Genomic DNA, 18361 nt, shown 5'->3' with positions numbered 1-18361 from the left:
TCGGCAAAAGCCATCGGAAAATCCGGGAGAAAAACGTGTCGCACCTTCGCATCCTCGCTCGCCTGTCGACCGGCCTCGTGCTTCTCGCCGCCGCCGGTTGCGCCCCGGCCGCGGTGCAGGACGCCCCCGCCACCGTCGCGGCGGCGCCCGCGCCCGAAGCCGCGCCCGCCGGCGCGAACCTCGGGCAATTCTTCGACAATTATGACGCGGCGCAATTGTCGCTCTCGCCCGAGACCAAGGCGCGCCGCGGGATTCGCGACGGCGATTACGGCAAGTGGAACGATGTGTCGGACGAGACCGCGGTCGCGAGCCACAAGCTGCAACAGGCGACCGCCGCCGCGATGCGCGGCAGCTATGATCCCGCAAAACTGACCCCCGACGAAGCCCTCTCGTTCGAGCTCTTCAACACACAGGCGGCGCGTGCCGAACGCCTGTTCCCGTTCCGCGACCATGGCTATATCTTCGACCAGATGAACGGCGCGCAGAGCCAGATGCCCGCCTTTCTGATCAACATGCACCGCGTCGCCAACGTCGCCGAAGCCGAAGCCTATATCGAGCGTATGCGCGGGCTCGGCCCCGTCCTCGATGCGCTGTCGGCGCAGTCCGCGGAGCGCGCGCGCAAAGGCATCCAGCCGCCGAAGTGGGTCTATCCCTATCTGATCTCCGACATCGGAAACCTTCAGGGGCCCGACAATGCCGTGGTCGAGGATATCGTCGCCAAGGTCGGCAAGCTCGACGTCGACCCGGCCGAAAAGGCGCGGCTGATCGCGGCCGCGAAAGCCGCCTGGGCCGAGAGCGCCGGCCCCGCCTATGGCCGCCTGCTGACCGAAATGAAGCGCCAGCAGGCGACTGCGCCGACGCAGGACGGCGTCTGGCGCCTGCCCGACGGCAAGGCCTATTATGAAGCGCTGCTCGCCAATTATACGACGACCGACATGACCGCGGCCCAGATCCACGACCTCGGCCTCGCCGAAGTCGCGCGCATCCATGGCGAGATGAAGGCGATCATGGCAAAGGTCGGTTTCAAGGGCACGCTGCAGCAGTTTTTCGCGCACCTGCGCTCCGGCCCGCAATATTATTATACCACCCGCGCTGCCTATCTCGCCGACGTCGATGCGAAGGTGAAGGCGATGGAGGCACGCCTGCCCGCCTTCTTCAACACGCTGCCCAAGGCCGCGTTGCAGGTGAAGGCGGTCGAGGCGTTCCGTGAGAAATCGGCGGGCAAGGCCTTTTACTCTTCGCCCTCGCCCGACGGGTCGCGCCCCGGCATCTATTATGTGAATCTCTACGACCTCAGGGACATGTCGAAGACCGAACTCGAGGCGCTCGCCTATCACGAGGGCGTCCCGGGGCATCACCTCCAGCGCGCGGTGCAGACCGAGCTCACCGGCTTGCCGCCCTTCCGCCGCTTCGGCGGCTTCACCGCCTATACCGAAGGCTGGGGCCTCTATACCGAGGAACTTGGCAAGGACATGGGCTTCTATACCGACCCCTACAGCGATTTCGGACGGCTCGGCATGGAACTCTGGCGCGCGTGCCGCCTCGTCGTCGACACGGGCATCCACGACAAGCGCTGGACCCGCGAACAGGCGATCCAGTATCTCAAGGACAATACGCCGAACCCGCAGGGCGACATCGAAAAGGCGATCGAGCGCTATGTGGTCTATCCCGGACAGGCGACCGCCTATCTGATCGGCAAGCTCAAGATCATGGAATTGCGCGGCCGCGCGCAGGCCGCGCTCGGCGATAAATTCGATTTCCGCAGCTTCCACGACGTCGTGCTCGAAACGGGCCCGGTGCCGCTCGACATATTGGAACGCCGCGTCGATGCGTGGATCGCGGCGCAAAAGGGTTAAGCAAATTGACGATTACGGCTTGACGCACGCCGCCGAAAGGCAAATGACAGGCCCATAAGAAGGCAGCCGCAAAAGGCTGTTGGGGTCTGGGTCTCATGTCGCAACCATCTTCCTCGCCGGCTGGCGTGGACGGCAATGCGCCGTTCGAACTACATTATTTTCCGCCCGATCCCGATCTGGCGGAGATGGTGTCGAGCTTCTATTTCGCGCGACTCAACATGCCGCGTTTCGACGAATATGAGCGCGCCGACCGCCCGCAATTCCGTTTCGTGACCGACGCCGACGGCGAATATGTTTTCGAGGACGGCCATCGCTCGACGGTGTGCCGCGCCAACATCATCGGCCCGACAAGCGCGCGCGTTCGCGCGATCAGCAACTGTCCGGCGCAATTGTTCGGTTTCGGCATGCTGCCCGCGGGCTGGGCGACGCTGATGGGCGACGACGCCGACAAGCTGACCGACCGCGCGATGGACGCCGCCGACCTGTTCGGCCCGTGGATCAACGAGGTCGCGATCGCGCTGGAAAAGGCCGCGACCGTCGAAGAAAAGCTGGTCATCGGCAATAATTTCGCGCGCGAAGTGCTGAAACGCAACGAGCCCGCACCGATGTGGTTCATCCGTACCGTCGACGGCTGGCTGACCGAATCGCCATCGCCGCAGGTGCCCGAGCTGGTCGAGGCGACCGGCATGTCGATCCGCTCGGTCGAGCGCATGACCAAGCATTATTACGGGCTCTCGCCGCGGATGCTCGCGCGCAAATATCGCGCGGTGCGCGCCGCCTCGGCGCTCGCACGCGGCGAAGGGCTAGATGCGGCACAGCTTGGCGACGCCTTTTACGATCAGTCGCACCTGATCCGCGAGATCAAGCGTTTTGCCGGGGCGACCCCCGGCCAGCTCGGCAAGCCGACCACCTACACCGAGGCGACCACCAAGGGCCGCAAACAGCTTGCCGGCAAGGTCAGCCCGCTCGTCTCCGAAACCTGAGACGCCGGTTAACCATCAAAAATCGGCCGCCGCGTCGTTTTGGCGTTTTCGTCCAATCGCGAATCGTCGCGGGGGCATAATCCGTCCCTGCGACCCAGAAGAGCTCATCCTCTGACGAGGACTTGAGACCTTCATCTTGGCACTCATTTGGCTCCGGCCGGATGGGTGCCTTTTTTTGCGCGTATCGGGCAGCCGCTTTGGGGTGAGGAGCGGACGTTAAGATTGTGAACTGATTTCCCCTCCCGCTTGCGGGAGGGGCAGCGAGGCTTGCGAGCTTGCTCGCTAGCCGCAGCGGGGTGGGCTGATCGCGGTGTTGCTGCCCACCCCCGACCCCTCCCGCAAGCGGGAGGGGAGAATGAGCGTCCGCAACCGGTCGGATGCCGCAGTTCTAAGATTTCGCGCAGAGGCCCAGAGAACGCAGAGAGCCAGCGCGATACTCTCTGCGTTCTCTGCGCCTCTGCGCGAAACTTATAATTGCCTGACGGCCGCTTCCGGCCGCAACCCGTCACCCCACCCTCTTCTTTACCCCGCCCAACCACGGCTTGCTTGCGCCGCAGCGATCGCGCGCCTATGTAAGTGGAGTGATTTACTCCAGTTAAGAATCGTTCGCAATTGCGACGGAAAATTATATGCGCCTGTCCAACCTTGCCGACTATGCCGTGGTGCTGATGAGCGCCGCCGCCCGCCAGTGCGGGTCGGTGCCGATTCACGCCGGCATGCTCGCCGAACAGACCGGCATCCCCGGCCCCACCGCGCAGAAGCTGGTGAGCAGCCTCGCGCGCGCCGGCCTGCTCGTCGCCTCGCGCGGCAGCGGCGGCGGTGTGCGGCTCGCGCGCCCCGCGGCAGCGATCAACGTCGCCGACATCATCGAAGCGGTCGAAGGCCCGATCGCCCTCACCGCCTGCGTGTCGGAAGGGCGCCATGATTGCTCGCTCGAAGGCAGCTGCAAGGTGCAGCCGCACTGGGGCGTCGTGAACGGCGCAGTGCGCGGCGCGCTCGCGGACATCAGCCTCGCGAGCCTTGCGGCCGCCCCCAAACCTTCCTTCACCCGGCCTGCCCCGGCGCTCGCCGGCGACGAGATCAGATTATGACCGACAATACCCAAGCCCCCGTCAAGGATCAGGCCGCGCACGACGCCGCTGCCAAGGTCGCCGATTATGAGCATGGCTGGTCTTCCGCCATCGAGACCGACTTCGCGCCCAAGGGGCTGACCGAGGATACGGTCCGCTTCATCAGCGCCAAGAAAAACGAGCCCGAATGGATGCTCGACTGGCGGCTGAAGGCCTTTCGCCACTGGCAGACGATGGAGACGCCCGACTGGGCGAAGCTCAACGTGCCGCCGATCGATTACCAAGACGCGTACTATTACGCGGCGCCGAAGGCGAAGCCGAAGCTCGGCAGCCTCGACGAGGTCGATCCCGAGATCCTCGAAGTCTATAAGAAGCTCGGCATCCCGATCGAGGAGCAGAAGGTGCTCGCGGGGGTCGAAGGCGCGCGCAAGGTCGCGGTCGACGCGGTGTTCGACAGCGTCAGCGTCGCGACGACCTTCCGCGAGGAATTGAAGCGCGCGGGTGTGATCTTCCTCTCGATTTCGGAGGCGATCCGCGAATATCCCGAGCTGGTGAAGAAGTGGCTCGGCAAGGTCGTGCCGATGCACGACAATTATTTCGCGACCTTGAACTGCGCGGTCTTCTCCGACGGCACCTTCGTCTACGTGCCCGAGGGCGTGCGCTGCCCGATGGAGCTCAGCACCTATTTCCGCATCAATGCCGAAAATACGGGACAGTTCGAACGCACTTTGATCGTCGCCGACAAGGGCGCCTATGTCAGCTACCTCGAAGGCTGCACCGCGCCGATGCGCGACGAGAACCAGCTCCACGCTGCGGTGGTCGAGCTCGTCGCCTTGGACGATGCCGAGATCAAATATTCGACGGTCCAGAACTGGTATCCCGGCAATGCAGAGGGTCTCGGCGGCATCTATAATTTCGTGACCAAGCGCGCGCTCTGCCAGGGCAAGCGCAGCAAGGTATCTTGGACGCAGGTCGAGACCGGCTCGGCGATCACGTGGAAATATCCGAGCTGCGTGCTCAACGGCGACGACAGCGTCGGCGAATTCTATTCGGTCGCGGTGACGAACAATTACCAGCAGGCCGACACCGGCACCAAGATGATCCACAATGGCAAGCGCACGCGCTCAACCATCGTTTCGAAGGGGATCAGCGCGGGCAAGTCGAACAACACCTATCGCGGCATCGTCCGCGTCGCGCCCAATGCCGAGGGCGTGCGCAACTTCACCCAATGCGACAGCCTGCTGCTGGGCAGCACCTGCGGTGCGCACACCGTCCCCTATATCGAGGTCCGCAACCCGAGTGCGACCGTCGAGCATGAAGCGACGACGAGCAAGATCAGCGACGACCAGCTTTTCTACGCGATGCAGCGCGGGCTGGGGCAGGAAGAAGCGGTGGCGCTGATCGTCAACGGGTTCGCCAAGGAAGTGCTGCAGCAATTGCCGATGGAATTTGCGGTCGAGGCGCAGAAATTGCTTGGCATCAGCCTTGAGGGGAGCGTGGGATGATTACGTTCTGGGGAGCCATTGGGATTGCGGTCACGCTCTGGTTCGCGACCGGATGGTATCTCAATGAGCGACTAAAGCGGGTCCACGAGAAGCTCGATCTTGTCCTAGAAAATTTCAGCGGCCTCAGAGACTATCTCTATGAGATTGACCCTCAATTTGCCGAGGAACGCGCGCTGATGACGGAGCTTCACGCGTCGGTCGAAAACAACAAAACGTCGTTTGCGGGAATGCATCACTTGGACCTTACGAAGGAAAAAAAGGAACAGGGATTCAGAACGCTTCACACATCATTTCTTGACGGAGGGCATCGTGCTCCAAATCAATAACCTCCACGCCACCGTCGCCGACAAGCCGATCCTGAAGGGCCTGTCGCTCAGCATCAATGCGGGCGAGATCCATGCGATCATGGGGCCCAACGGTGCGGGCAAGTCGACGCTCTCCTATGTCCTCGGCGGACGGCCCGGCTATGAGGTCACCGAGGGTTCGGCGACGTTCGACGGGCAGGATTTGCTCGACATGGACCCGCACGAGCGCGCCGCGGCGGGCCTGTTCCTCGGCTTCCAATATCCGGTCGAGATTCCCGGCGTGTCGAACGTCCAGTTCCTGCGCGAAAGCCTCAACGCCCAGCGCAAGGCGCGCGGCGAAGAGCCGCTGTCGGGCGGCGATTTCCTGAAATTGGCGCGCGAGAAGGCCGGGCTGCTGAAGCTCGACATGGACATGCTCAAGCGCCCGGTGAACGTCGGCTTTTCGGGCGGCGAGAAGAAGCGCAACGAGATGGTGCAGATGGGCATCCTCGATCCCAAGCTCGCGATCCTCGACGAGACGGACTCGGGGCTCGATATCGACGCGCTGCGCGTCGTCGGCGACGGGATCAACAGCATCATGCGCCGCCCCGACAAGGCGGTGCTGCTGATCACCCACTATCAGCGCCTGCTCGACTATGTGCAGCCCGATTTCGTCCACGTCCTCGCCGCCGGTCGCATCGTCAAGTCGGGCGGCCCCGAACTCGCGCTCGAACTCGAACGCGAAGGCTATGCGGAGATCGCGGCGTGAGCATTCCCACACGCCTTCCCTTTCCTCGTCATGCCGGACTTGATCCGGCATCCATGACCGCATGGACCCCGGATCAAGTCCGGGGTGACGAAATGGGGGAGGCTGCGGCGTGAATACCGCCACCCTCCCTACCCGGCGCGACGAAGCGTGGCGCTATAGCGACATCGACGCGGTGACCGCGGCGTGGCCGTTGCCCGCGCCCGAGAGCATCGTCGTACCCGCGGGCGGCGACTTCAAGCGCGCGATCGTGCAGGATGCAGGCGCCATCCATCAGATCGAGATGAGCATCGGCAAGGGCGCGACCGCATCGCTGCACGTCCTCAACATCGGCGGCGCCTATGGCCGCATCGAACTCGCCGTGACGCTCCACGAAGGCGCCGACTTCACCCTCGGCGCGGCGCAGATCGGCGGCGGCGAACAAAATCTCGAGATCGTCACCACGGTCACCCACGCCGAACCCGGCGCGACGTCGCGGCAGATGGTGCGTTCGGTCCTCGGCGGCACGGCCACGGGCACCTATCTCGGCAAGGTTGCCGTCGCGCGCGATGCGCAGCAGACCGACAGCGAGCAGGATGTGAAGGCGATGCTGCTCGACCGCAGCGCGACCGCCAACGCCAAGCCCGAGCTCGAAATCTTCGCCGACGACGTCAAATGCGCACACGGCTGCGCGATCGGCGAGCTCGACGCGATGAGCCTCTATTACCTCCAGTCGCGCGGGCTGCCGCCCGCCGAGGCGAAGAAGATCCTGCTGCAGGCCTTCGTCGCGGGCGTCTTCGACGGCGCCGAGGATGAGGAAAAGCTCCAAGCACTCGCGCTCGCGAAGCTCGGAGAGCTGGTGTGAGCACCGCGACCGCCCTCCGCACTTTCCCCGACGTACGCGCCGATTTCCCCGGTCTCACCCCCGGCTGGCACTATCTCGACACCGCCGCGACGGCGCAGAAGCCGCAGGCGGTGATCGATGCGACGGTGAACGCGATGGGCCGCGATTATGCGACCGTGCACCGCGGCGTCTATGCGCGCTCGGCCGACATGACGCTCGCCTATGAGGCCGCGCGGCGGCGGATCGCGGCCTTCATCGGCGCGCGTGAGAATGACGTGACCTTCGTGCGCGGCGCGACCGAGGCGATCAACCTTGTCGCCTACTCGCATCCGAAGAAAGGCCGCGTGCTGCTGTCGATGCTCGAACATCACAGCAATATCGTGCCCTGGCAGCTTGCAGGCTGGCAGGTCGATGTCTGCCCGCTGACCGCCGACGGCTGCATCGATCTCGACGCCGCCGAAAAGCTGCTCACCCCCGAACACAGGATGGTCGCCTTCGCCCACGTCTCGAACGTGCTCGGCAGCCCGCTCGACGTCGCGCGCGCCGCCGAGATCGCGCACCGCGTCGGCGCCGAACTGCTGATCGACGGCTGTCAGGCGGTGCCGCGCCTGCCCGTCGATGTCGCGGCACTCGGCTGCGACTATTACGCCTTCTCGGGCCACAAACTCTATGGCCCCACCGGGATCGGCGTGCTGTGGAGCGACAAGCTCGATCTGCTGCCCCCGTGGCAGGGCGGCGGATCGATGATCGACCGCGTGACCTTCGAGCGCACGACCTACGCCCCCGCCCCCACCCGCTTCGAGGCGGGCACGCCCGCGATCATCGAGGCGATCGGGCTCGCCGCGGCAGTCGATTATGTCGACCACATCGGCATCGACGCGATCCACGCGCACGAGGTCGCACTGGTCAGCACCTTACGCGACGCCCTTGCCCGCAAGAACAGCATCACGCTCTATGGCCCTGAAAACAGTGCCGGAATCGTAAGCTTTTCGATGGCGGGGGTTCATCCGCACGACATCGGCACTATCTTGGACGAAAGCGGGGTCGCGATCCGCGCCGGGCACCATTGCGCACAGCCGCTGATGGAGCATCTGGGCGTACCCGCGACCGCGCGCGCGAGCTTCGGTGTGTACAACAATGACGACGATGTGGCGGCGCTGATCGACGGCCTCGCCCGTGTCGAGAGGATTTTCGGATGAGCGAGGATCGCATGATCAAGGTGGAAGAAGTCACGAGCGTCGAAGCGCCGCCCAAGGCGCGCGTCGAGGACGTGGAAAGCGCGCCCGAAAAGCTCGAGCGCAAGCGCGACTATCTCGAAGGCTTCCTCGCGGCCAAGCCTGCCGAGGTTGCGCCCGGCGCGGTCGGCGGTGACCTCTACGAAGCCGTGATCGACGCGCTCAAGGAGATTTTCGACCCCGAAATCCCCGTGAACATCTACGACCTCGGCCTCATCTACAATGTCGAGATCGACGAAGGCCATGTCATGGTCACGATGACGCTGACCACGCCGCACTGCCCGGTCGCCGAATCGATGCCCGCCGAGGTCGAACTGCGCGTCGGCGCGGTCCCCGGCGTCGGCGATGCCGAGGTCAATCTCGTCTGGGATCCGCCGTGGTCGCCGCAGAATATGAGCGACGAAGCGCGCCTCGAACTGGGAATGCTGTGATGACCGAAACGAAAACCCGCGCCCGCCCCGCGGCCGTCGCACTGACGCCGAACGCCGAGGAGCGCATCGCGAAGCTGATGATGTCGGCGCCCGAGGGCGCGATCGGCGTGCGCCTGTCGACCCCGCGCCGCGGCTGCTCGGGCCTCGCTTACTCGGTCGACTATGTCACCGAAGAGCAGAAGTTCGACGAGAAGATCGAGACCCCCGGCGGCATCTTCTACATCGACGGCGCGTCGGTGCTCTATCTGATCGGCAGCACGATGGACTGGGTCGAGGATGATTTCGCCGCGGGCTTCGTGTTCGAAAATCCGAATGCCAAGGGCGCGTGCGGCTGCGGCGAGAGCTTTACCGTCTAGCGACAGACCGTCCAGCCCGCCGTTCGGGCCGCCATATCGAAATGGAAATGATTGGCGTGCGCGGCATTATGGTCGGGCGACAGCACGGTGCTGAACAGCCCGCATGTTTCGTCGCGGACCGCGTGCAGGAACTCGCTGCGCCGGTCGCCCGGCGTCCAGTCGTTGACCAGCGTGATGCGCGTGCCGTCGGCAAGCACGAACGCCGAAATGTCGATCGCATTGGCGGTCGAATGCTGGCTCTGCCCCTGCTGCCCGGCGATCTTGCGACAATTATAGGCGCCGAGATTTTCGATCTCGACGACCTTTTGCCCGAAATATTCCTGCGCGAGCGGCTGGACGACGTCGCGGTCCCACAGAATCAGGCCCGCCGTCACCGCGCACCCGGGCGCGGCGCCCGCGGGACGCATCGTCGGCGCGAACCGGTTGCTGGTCAGGATCATGCGCTGGCTCGCGCGGCACGAACCGCTGCCGATCGCCGGCCGCCGCAGATAGCCCGCTTCCGCGCGATCGAAGGCCGCGAAACAGGCGCTGTCGTCGCTAGCCAGTTCCATCAGCTTGCCGTGCGTCGCCCACCCCGTCGGATGCGCCAGTTCGAAGCGCGCGCCGGGAATATGTTCGGGATGCGCGCGCACCCACTGCAAGCCAAGGATCGCGCCGAGCGCCAGCAGCACCGCGACGGCAAACCAGGTCAGATAGGGGCGGAGAGTCTTCATCTTGTCGGTTCCCCGGTGCCGCAAATTACCGCTTGTTGAAAGCGCTTTGCGGCTCGATAGCGTTGCGCGTGGCAAAACGCTCGATCCTGATCGTCGGCGGGGGAACCGCGGGATGGCTGACCGCCGCCTATCTCGCGCGCTTTTTCGACCTGCCGCGCAATCCGCGCCTGTCGATCACATTGCTTGCATCGGACGAAATCGGCAGCATCGGGGTCGGCGAAGGCGCCTTTCCGACGATCCGCGAGACGTTGCAATTCATCGGGATCGACGAGAGCGAATTCGTTCGTTCCACATCGGCGACCTTCAAGCAGGGCATCCGCTTCGACGACTGGGTTCGCACGCCCGAAGCCGGCCGGTCGAGCCATTTTCTCCATCCGTTCGAGCCGCCCTTCCACGGCGACGGGCATAGCCTTGTCGCCTATTGGCTGCTCCAGGACGAAAGGACGCGGCGGCCGTTCGCCGAGGCGATGACGATCCAGAACCGCGTCGCCGAAGCGCAGCGCGCGCCGAAGCGGCCGGGCGAAGGCGCGTTCAGTGGCCCCCTCACCTACGCCTATCATTTCGACGCCGCGCAGCTGGCCGAGATACTGTCGGCGCAGGCGCTTGCGCTCGGCGTCGTGCATCTGCGCGGCACGCTGACCGGCGTCGGCCTCGACGCGGCGAACGGCGCGATCGATCATATCGTTACCGCCGAGCATGGGACGCTGGCCGCCGACCTTTATATCGATTGCTCGGGCTTCCGCGCCGAGTTGATCGGCGGCGCGCTGCAATCGCCGTTCAAGCGCGTGAAGCACCAACTGTTCACCGACCGCGCGCTCGCGTGCAAGCTGCCGTACGAGCGACCCGACGTGCCGATCGAAAGCTATACGATCGCCGCGGCGCACGAGGCGGGGTGGACCTGGGACATCGGCCTTGCGGGCGCACGCGGCATCGGCTGCGTCTATTCGAGCGACCATCTGAGCGACGAGCGCGCCGCCGAAATTCTCGCACAATATACCGGCGGCCGCAGCCATGACGTCACCGTCCGCTCGATTCCCTTCGAGGCAGGCTATCGCCCCGCGTCATGGGTGAAGAATTGCGTCGCGGTCGGCTTGTCGGGCGGCTTCCTCGAACCGCTGGAATCGACGGGGCTCGTGATGATCGAGACCGCGGCGGCGATGATCGCCGAGATGCTCCCGCTGAACGGCCCGGTCGGCGCGCCCGCGCGGCGCTTCAACGAACTGATGGCGGCGCGATACGAAAACATCATCAACTTCCTGAAGCTCCATTATTGCCTCAGCCAGCGGAAAGAAGGCTTCTGGCGCGACAATGGCGACCCAGCATCGATCCCCGACCGGCTGAAGGAATTGCTCGAGGAATGGCGTTACCGCCCGCCCGGCCGCTTCGACTTCATCCTCGATCTCGAAAGCTTCGCCTTCTTCAACTATCAATATATCCTGTACGGCATGGAATATCGCACCGACCTGTCGCCGGTGCGCGCGGATTTTCCCGATACGGCCGAGGCCGAGCGCATCTTTGCGCGGATCCGGACCTTTGGCGACCGCGCCGCGAACGAGCTGCCCGCGCACCGCGCGATGATCGACCAGATCAACGCCGGCGCCGCGGCCGCCTGACCTCAGGCCGGCTTGACCGCCAGCTGGCTGTCGCCGCGCACCTCGTCGGGCCCCTCCGTACCGAGTTGGCCGAGTTCCCCCATCTCGCGCGCCTTGCGGCCATAGACGATTTCGAACAGCGGCCCCGCCATCACCGTGGTGACGATCGCCATCAGCACCATGATCGCGAACAAGGTCGGGCCGATGATGCCCTTTTGCAGCCCGATGTTGATGATGATCAGTTCCATCAGCCCGCGTGCGTTCATCAGCGCGCCGATCCCCATCGCGGTGCGATTATCCTCGCCCGCCAGCCGCGCGGCGAGCCAGCAGGCGCCGAATTTCGCGGCGATCGAGACAAGCAGGATGCCGAGCGCGACCGCCAGGATCGACAGGCTGTTCACCGTCGTTAGCTGCGTGTTGAGCCCCGAATAAGTGAAGAACATCGGCAACAGGAAGACCACCGTCATCGGCTCGACCTTCTTCTTGATCTCCTCGGTCAAGAGACCGCGCGGCATGCAGGCGCCGAGCAGGAAGCCGCCGAACACCGCGTGGATGCCGACCGCGTCCATGAAGAAGGCCGCCATCGCATAGAGCATCAGCACGATAGCAAGCAGCGTGTGCGTGAGTTCGCCCTTCGCCTCGACCGCGCGGCCGAGCGGGATCAGCAGCTTGCGTCCGGCGAAGAACATGAAGAGCGCGAAACCGAGCCCGCCAACGATCGCGAGCAGCGCGATTCCGGCACCGGCGCCGAAGGTCGCAAGCACGATCGCGAGCACACACCACGACACCGCGTCGTCGAATGCACCGGCGGTCAGTGTCAGCGTACCGAGCGACGTATTGGCGAGCCCGCGCTCGTTGATGATCCGCGCGAGCATCGGAAAGGCGGTCAGCGCGATGCACGCGCCCATGAACAAAGTCGCGCTCCCCTGTCCCAGCCCTTCGGTGAAAAGGCCCGGGACATCGAGCAGGAAGGGCGTGATCGCGGCGGCGAACAGGAAGGGTGCGACAATGCCCGCGGCCGAAACGCCGATCGCGCTCTTCGCCTTCGACTGGAAATGGTCGAGCCGCAGCGTCGTACCGACAAGGAACATGTAGAGGCCAACGCCGAACTGCGCGCCGACATAGAGCATGTTGCGGGTTTCCTTGGGGAACAGCGCCGCCTGAAACTCGGGAAAGAAAAGGCCGAAGAGCGAGGGGCCGAGCACCACGCCGGCGATCATCTCGCCGACCACTTGCGGCTGGCCCATGAAACGGTGCGCCATCCAGCCGACGACGCGGCAGACGAGCAGGATGACCGCAATCTGCAGGAAGAAGTGGATGCTGTAGTCGGTCGGGGTGTAGCTCGCCGCGGACTCGATCGCCGGCCCATGCGCGCCGAGTATGTCACCAACCGCATCGGCTAACTGACCGAACATATCTGATACCAATTTCGCTCTCCCCTGCCATTGCCGGCCTGCGACTCGAATAGAGCCGTCATTTCCCGTTTCCCTAGTGTGAGGGAGCCATGAACGCGCGCACCATGCAATACCAACTGGGCGATTGGTCCTCTCCGGAAGGCCGATTCCCCCGGTCTCGTTCAAATTTGTTGCGGGGTGGCCACAGTGTAGTAACATACCTACATGTGAACGCTATCAGGCGAGAGGCGGAATGAAGCGCGTTACGAGCCGCGAACTCAATCAGGACGTCAGCCGCGCGAAACGCTTCGCACTCGTCGAACCGGTATTCGTCACCGATCGCGGTCGCCCGACGCACGTACTCGTCAGCATCGACGCCTGGCGCCAATTGAGCGGCGAGCGCGAGAATATGGCGCAGCTGCTCGCCGCAGCGCCGGGCGACGCCCCGCTCGATCGTACCTGCCTGCACCGCGCACGCGATCGCGCAGGGGGTCACTGATGTTCCTCATCGACAGCGAAATCCTGCTCGACCTTCGCGATATGCGGACCGATGGCGACGGCGCAATGCTGGCCGGCTGGGCGCAGCGCACGTCGCGCCAATCGATGTTCCTGTCGGCGCTTTCGCTCGTCGAACTGGAAAAGGCCGCTGCGATCGCGGCGAAGCAGGGCAAGGCGGCGGGCGCCGCATGGCGCGGCTGGATCGACGGCCAGCTGCTCCCCGCGTTCGACGGTCGTATCCTGCCGGTCGACATCGCCGTCGTACGCCGCCGCGCGGCGCTGCCGCTCGACCGGGACAGCGACGCGCTGCTCGCGGCGACGGCGCTGGAACATGGGCTGACCCTCGTTACCTATCGGGCCGCGGAGTTTCGCGGCGCAAGGCTGAAGCTGCTGGACCCGCGCCGCGCCGCGCCCGACACGGCAGAGGATGGCGACTGGCGCGAAGCGACGCGCGCGCGGTCGCCATGGATCCGCAACCTGTTTATCCGCGGGTGAGTTTCAGGCAGCCACCGTTACAGGCCATGGGTCGTCGTCGTTGGCGGCGGGCTTCTGCCCATCGGTCCGGGTCGGGCGGCTTCGCCGCAAACGTGCGCGGAGGCGCCTGAACGGCGCCAGCATCGCAGCCATCCGGACGGATGCCCATGCCTTCATCGAATTGAAGCGTGCGAAAGTCGACAAGGCCCATGTGGCGATCATTGCGTCGACATAGGCGGTCATGTCCCATGCCAGCGCGATGGCGAGCTCGGCCGGCAAAACTGCGGCATAAGCCTGGATGGCGAACAGGCCGACGATCAGGAACAGCACATGCTTGCGCTCGAACCGCTCGACGAGGCGGATCGGCTCCTCGACCGTTACCCGATGGAGCCAGCGCGCGGCATCGGTACCCGGCGCGAACAACATCACGGCGATCAAGCTCGCAAGAAACAACGCAAAAACCATCGCGGCCCCTCCGTTCCCCGAAAGTCTGGAGATAGGTCGCTGCACCGCGGAAACAAGCGGGGACAGCCGGTCAGGTCATAGCGGCACGAAACTTACCGTCAGCCCGTCCTTCGGCCGCGGGATCGGGAGCACCTGCCACTCGGGCGCATAGCCGTCGGCAACGACGATACGATGCGTCGTCACGACATGGTGGAAGAAGATTTTGGCCTGCATATACGCAAAGTGCAGCCCGAGGCACATATGCGCACCGCCGCCAAAGGGCACCCACGCATATTTGTGGCGCTCGCGCGCGACTTCGGGCGAAAAGCGCATCGGATCGAATTTTTCGGGCTCGGGCCAATGCTCTTCCATCATATGCGTATAGGCGGGGCTGACCCCCACCGACGTTCCGGCCGGGATGCGATAGCCGCCATATTCGAAATCCCTGAGCGCGCGGCGCGGGAAGCTCGGCACCGGGGGCACGAGCCGCAGCGCTTCCTTGAACGCCCATTCGGTCATCTCCAGCTCGCCAAGGCTGTTGTGCCCGACGCCCTCGCCCGCCGGGGCGACAGCGAGCATCTCTTCGCGCAACTTGTCCTGCCATTCGGGATGGCGCGCGAGTTCCCACACCAGCGTCGTGATCGAGCTGGTGATGGTGTCGTGCGCCGCCATCATCAGGAAGTTCATATGGTCGACGATCGCCTCGACGCTCATATACGCGCCATTGTCGTCGCGGGTGCGGCAGATCTGGCTGAACATATCCTCGCCTGTGCCTTCACGCCTTTCGGGAACCATCTTGCCGAAATAGTCGACCAGATAGGCGCGGCCCTTCGCGCCGCGCCCCATTGCGGTGAAAGGCAACGGCACGCGCACGACGCCGATCGACGCCTGCACCATGTCGACGAATGCCTTGTTGACCTTGTCGGCTTCCGGACCCCAGGGAATGCCGAGGAAGCTCGTCGCGGCAAGATCGAGCGTCAGTTCCTTGATCGCCGGATAGAATTTGAAGGTCTTGCCGCTCCACTTGCCGATGCGACCCTTGATTCCTTCGTTCAGCGATTCGGCATAGTGGCGCATCGGTTCGGGTTTGAACGCGACCGACAATATCTTGCGGTCGGCGCGATGCTTTTCGAAATCCATCAGCATCAGCCCGCGCGGGAACAGCAGGTTGAGCACCGGTCCCCAGCCCTGTTCGGACGAAAAGATTTTTTCGCGATCGAACATCACCAGTTCGTTCGCCTCGGGCCCGTGCAGCGCGACGCTGCGCCCGCCAAAGCTGTTGTTGCGATAGACGCGCCCATATTTGGCGACCATCCGCCGGGTAAAGCTCGGATAGTCGCGCAGCTGTTCGAGCGTGTTGCCGAGCACCGGCATCCCGTCCTCACCCGGGATATGGTCGAGCGTGCTGCCCGGGTTGCGCGGCAGCCAATGCTGCGTTTCGGGGCCGAAGCGGGCCTCCGACCATTGGATATTCGCGGGCGCGTTCATCGGGTCACATCCTCGTCCATCTTGCCTTGGCGTCATGGGTAACGCACTACTGACAACGATGCAAGTAAGCCCTTTCGCGGTACGGGACACCATTCACCGCAAATTCAACTCGACTCGCGCAATTTGCGATCCATGAAGACGGGTCGCATCCGTTGGACCCAAAAGGACAAAGCTATGGCGAAGAGTTTGAAGCGGCCCCTGTCCATCGCGCTCGGCGCGCTCGCGACGACGACGCTTGGCGGCTGCTATTATGGCGACGTCTATGGCGCGAGCTATGCCTCGGGCGGCGATTGCTCGGCACGTTACGGCGACGCCTATTATGACGGCGACGGCTATGCCTATGACGATGGCTATGGCTACGACTGCTACGATGCGTCGGATTATGGCAGCGGCTTCGTCAACATCGGCTTCGGCGGCGGCTGGTACGACAGCTATTACTACCCCGGCTACGGCCTGTGGATGTTCGACAATTATCGCAACCGCTATCCGCTGCGCGGCCAGTATCTGAACTATTGGGGCGGGCGTCGCGCCTGGTGGAAGCATCACGGCGGGCGCGGCGACTGGAAGCCGGGACGCCCCGGTGGATGGGGTCGCGGCGATCATGACGGTCGACCGGGCGATGGCCGGCCGGGCCGCCCTGGCGGATGGGGCCGCGGCGACCGCGACAATGACGGCCCACGCGGTACGCGACCCGGTCGCGGCGACGGCAACTCCGTTACGCCGCCCGCTGCCGGCAATCCCGGTCGCCCCGATCGCGGCCCCGGCCGCCCCGGCGGGTGGAACCGCCCCGACCGCGATAATGACGGCCCGCGCGGAACACGCCCCAGCCGCGGCCCCGGCAATCCCGGCAACCCGCCCGCGGCTGGCAATCCCGGGCGTCCCGACGGCGGTGCCGGCCGCCCCGGACGACCCGGCGGCTGGAATCGCGGCGATGGCAATGGCGGCCGCCCCGACCGGGGTCCGGGCGCCGGGCGCCCGCGCCCCGCTCCGGTCGCGAGCCCGCCGCCTGCTGCGCGGCCCGCGCCGGTCGCCCGCCCCGCTCCCGTCGTGCGCGAGGCGCCGCGCCCTGCACGTCAGGCACCCGAACCCAATCGCGAAGGTCGCGTCCGCGATAATTAGGATGAGGTTTCGGCGGGCGCCCGATCTGTCGCGCCCGCCGAAACGACCGTCGCCGCGACAAGGTCGCCAATGACGTTGAGCGTCGTGCGGCACATGTCGAGGAACCGATCGACGCCAAGGATCAGGCCAATCCCCTCGGGCGGCACGCCGACCGACGCGAGGATCAGCGCGATCACGGGCAGCGATCCGGCCGGAACACCTGCCGTCCCGATCCCGCCCAATATGCACACGAGCATCACGACCAACTGCTGATCGAGCGTCAGGTCGATGCCGAAGAATTGGGCGAGGAAGATCACCGTCACGCCTTCGAACATCGCAGTGCCGTTCTGGTTCGCGGTCGCCCCGATGGTGAGGACGAAGCGCGCGACCTTGTCGGGCAGGCGCAGCCGGTCATGCGCGACGCGCAGCGCCGTCGGCAGCGTCGCGTTCGACGAAGCGGTCGCAAAGGCCATCACGAACGCCTCCTGCGTCTCGCGAAAGAAGGCGACGGGCGACTTGCCGGCCAGCGTCTTCAAAAGGACGGGGAAGACAATAAACATCTGGATCGCGAGCGCGAGCAACACGACGCCGACAAAGGCCGACAGGCGGATGATCAGGTCCCAACCGAACTGCGCGGCAAGATTGAACATGAAACAGAAGACCGCGATCGGCGCGAGCTGGATGACGAGGCCGATGAGTTTCATCACCACCTCGAACACGCCCTCGACGACGGTCTTCAACGCCTCGGTCTGCGGGGTGCGGACGAGCATCAGCCCGATGCCGAAGAAGAGCGCGAAGAACATCACCGCGAGCACGTCGTTCGCGCCCATCGCGGCGAAGATATTGTCGGGGACGATCGCGACGACCGCGTCCATGCCGGTTTTCGCTTCGCCCGCACGGTCGGCGATCGCCTGCGCGCCCGCCGCGCCCTCGGCCATCAGCGAACGCGCGAGCGCGGGGTCGACCCCGGCACCCGGCTGGATCGCGTTGACGACGACGAGGCTGACGACGACCGCGATGCTCGACACCGCGATCGTGTAGACGAGGGTGCGGACGCCGACCGACTTCAGCGCACGCATCTCGCCCATTTCGGCAACGCCGACGATCAGCGCCGACACGAGCAGCGGGATGACGAGCATGAAGAGCAGACGGAGGAAAATCTGCCCCGCCGGCCCCGTTACATAGGTGGTGACCGTTTCGACCCACGCCGCGTCGGGCGCACCATAATGCACGCCCAGCCCGATTATCAGGCCAGCGACGAAGCCCGCCAGCATCCGCCAACGTAGCCGCCGGGCGCGGGCCTCATCCCGCGCCGCCTGATCGATTGCCGCCGTTTCGGCCATGGCCGGCT

19 protein-coding genes are annotated in these 18361 nt (G+C 64.9%); 14 read left to right on the top strand and 5 right to left on the bottom strand.

Going from position 1 to position 18361, the window contains the following annotated elements; all coding sequences use genetic code 11:
* The first annotated feature begins 35 nt into the window (after positions 1–35).
* The 10 genes from VGU00_RS09160 (at position 36) to VGU00_RS09115 (ending at position 9309) form a co-directional block, all read left to right on the top strand.
* A complete protein-coding gene (locus VGU00_RS09160; protein ID WP_327467722.1) occupies positions 36–1856 on the top strand; it encodes a DUF885 domain-containing protein in 1821 nt (606 codons plus the stop codon).
* Between the two features lie 95 nt (positions 1857–1951).
* Positions 1952–2839, top strand: coding sequence for a helix-turn-helix domain-containing protein (locus tag VGU00_RS09155; RefSeq protein WP_327467720.1), 888 nt, complete (start codon positions 1952–1954; stop codon positions 2837–2839).
* Positions 2840–3468: 629 nt separating this feature from the next.
* Positions 3469–3930, top strand: a complete 462-nt coding sequence (locus tag VGU00_RS09150; protein WP_327467718.1) for an Rrf2 family transcriptional regulator — start codon at positions 3469–3471, stop codon at positions 3928–3930.
* The gene (gene sufB, locus VGU00_RS09145) at positions 3927–5414 is read left to right on the top strand and encodes a Fe-S cluster assembly protein SufB (protein WP_327467716.1); all 1488 of its coding nucleotides are present in this window, start codon (positions 3927–3929) and stop codon (positions 5412–5414) included. The genes VGU00_RS09150 and sufB overlap by 4 nt, the downstream gene beginning before the upstream one ends.
* Positions 5411–5740, top strand: coding sequence for a hypothetical protein (locus VGU00_RS09140; RefSeq protein WP_327467714.1), 330 nt, complete (start codon positions 5411–5413; stop codon positions 5738–5740). Before sufB ends, VGU00_RS09140 begins: the two co-directional genes overlap by 4 nt.
* Positions 5724–6467, top strand: coding sequence for a Fe-S cluster assembly ATPase SufC (gene sufC, locus VGU00_RS09135; protein ID WP_327467712.1), 744 nt, complete (start codon positions 5724–5726; stop codon positions 6465–6467). Before VGU00_RS09140 ends, sufC begins: the two co-directional genes overlap by 17 nt.
* A 109-nt stretch (positions 6468–6576) precedes the next feature.
* A complete protein-coding gene (locus tag VGU00_RS09130) occupies positions 6577–7308 on the top strand; it encodes a SufD family Fe-S cluster assembly protein (protein ID WP_327467710.1) in 732 nt (243 codons plus the stop codon).
* Positions 7305–8486 (top strand): cysteine desulfurase, encoded by a 1182-nt coding sequence (locus VGU00_RS09125; RefSeq protein WP_327467708.1) that lies wholly within the window; start codon positions 7305–7307, stop codon positions 8484–8486. The genes VGU00_RS09130 and VGU00_RS09125 overlap by 4 nt, the downstream gene beginning before the upstream one ends.
* Entirely contained in the window at positions 8483–8953 is a 471-nt protein-coding gene (locus VGU00_RS09120; RefSeq protein WP_327467706.1) for an SUF system Fe-S cluster assembly protein, read from the top strand. Before VGU00_RS09125 ends, VGU00_RS09120 begins: the two co-directional genes overlap by 4 nt.
* Entirely contained in the window at positions 8953–9309 is a 357-nt protein-coding gene (locus VGU00_RS09115) for an iron-sulfur cluster assembly accessory protein (protein WP_327467704.1), read from the top strand. The genes VGU00_RS09120 and VGU00_RS09115 overlap by 1 nt, the downstream gene beginning before the upstream one ends.
* Here the strand turns inward: VGU00_RS09115 and VGU00_RS09110 are convergent.
* Positions 9306–10022, bottom strand: a complete 717-nt coding sequence (locus tag VGU00_RS09110; RefSeq protein ID WP_327467702.1) for an extensin family protein — start codon at positions 10020–10022, stop codon at positions 9306–9308. The two genes, VGU00_RS09115 and VGU00_RS09110, sit on opposite strands and share 4 nt — an antisense overlap.
* A gap of 68 nt (positions 10023–10090) precedes the next feature.
* Between VGU00_RS09110 and VGU00_RS09105 the strand changes: the two genes are divergently transcribed.
* Positions 10091–11635, top strand: a complete 1545-nt coding sequence (locus tag VGU00_RS09105) for a tryptophan halogenase family protein (protein WP_327467700.1) — start codon at positions 10091–10093, stop codon at positions 11633–11635.
* A gap of 2 nt (positions 11636–11637) precedes the next feature.
* Here the strand turns inward: VGU00_RS09105 and VGU00_RS09100 are convergent, their stop codons facing one another.
* The gene (locus tag VGU00_RS09100) at positions 11638–13029 is read right to left on the bottom strand and encodes a cation:proton antiporter (protein WP_327467698.1); all 1392 of its coding nucleotides are present in this window, start codon (positions 13027–13029) and stop codon (positions 11638–11640) included.
* Positions 13030–13261: 232 nt separating this feature from the next.
* Here VGU00_RS09100 and VGU00_RS09095 point away from each other — a divergent pair, with 232 nt between their 5' ends.
* Together VGU00_RS09095 and VGU00_RS09090 are read left to right on the top strand one after the other, a co-directional pair.
* Positions 13262–13507, top strand: a complete 246-nt coding sequence (locus VGU00_RS09095; RefSeq protein ID WP_327467696.1) for a type II toxin-antitoxin system Phd/YefM family antitoxin — start codon at positions 13262–13264, stop codon at positions 13505–13507.
* On the top strand, positions 13507–14001 hold the full coding sequence (locus VGU00_RS09090) for a PIN domain-containing protein (protein WP_327467694.1): 495 nt from the start codon (positions 13507–13509) through the stop codon (positions 13999–14001). The genes VGU00_RS09095 and VGU00_RS09090 overlap by 1 nt, the downstream gene beginning before the upstream one ends.
* A 3-nt stretch (positions 14002–14004) precedes the next feature.
* On the opposite strand, the gene VGU00_RS09085 is transcribed toward VGU00_RS09090, so the two are convergent.
* Together VGU00_RS09085 and VGU00_RS09080 are read right to left on the bottom strand one after the other, a co-directional pair.
* A complete protein-coding gene (locus VGU00_RS09085; protein WP_327467692.1) occupies positions 14005–14406 on the bottom strand; it encodes a hypothetical protein in 402 nt (133 codons plus the stop codon).
* 114 nt (positions 14407–14520) lie between these two features.
* On the bottom strand, positions 14521–15912 hold the full coding sequence (locus VGU00_RS09080) for a cytochrome P450 (protein ID WP_327467690.1): 1392 nt from the start codon (positions 15910–15912) through the stop codon (positions 14521–14523).
* A 174-nt stretch (positions 15913–16086) separates the two neighbouring features.
* Between VGU00_RS09080 and VGU00_RS09075 the strand changes: the two genes are divergently transcribed.
* Positions 16087–17031 (top strand): hypothetical protein, encoded by a 945-nt coding sequence (locus tag VGU00_RS09075; RefSeq protein ID WP_327467688.1) that lies wholly within the window; start codon positions 16087–16089, stop codon positions 17029–17031.
* On the opposite strand, the gene VGU00_RS09070 is transcribed toward VGU00_RS09075, so the two are convergent.
* Complete coding sequence (locus tag VGU00_RS09070) at positions 17028–18353, bottom strand: dicarboxylate/amino acid:cation symporter (protein WP_327467686.1); 1326 nt, start codon at positions 18351–18353, stop codon at positions 17028–17030. The two genes, VGU00_RS09075 and VGU00_RS09070, sit on opposite strands and share 4 nt — an antisense overlap.
* Positions 18354–18361 lie beyond the last annotated feature (8 nt).

Source organism: Sphingopyxis sp. (assembly GCF_035944815.1).
In the GTDB taxonomy this organism is placed as follows: Bacteria; Pseudomonadota; Alphaproteobacteria; order Sphingomonadales; family Sphingomonadaceae; genus Sphingopyxis.
This window is presented reverse-complemented; position numbering and strand designations above follow the sequence as displayed.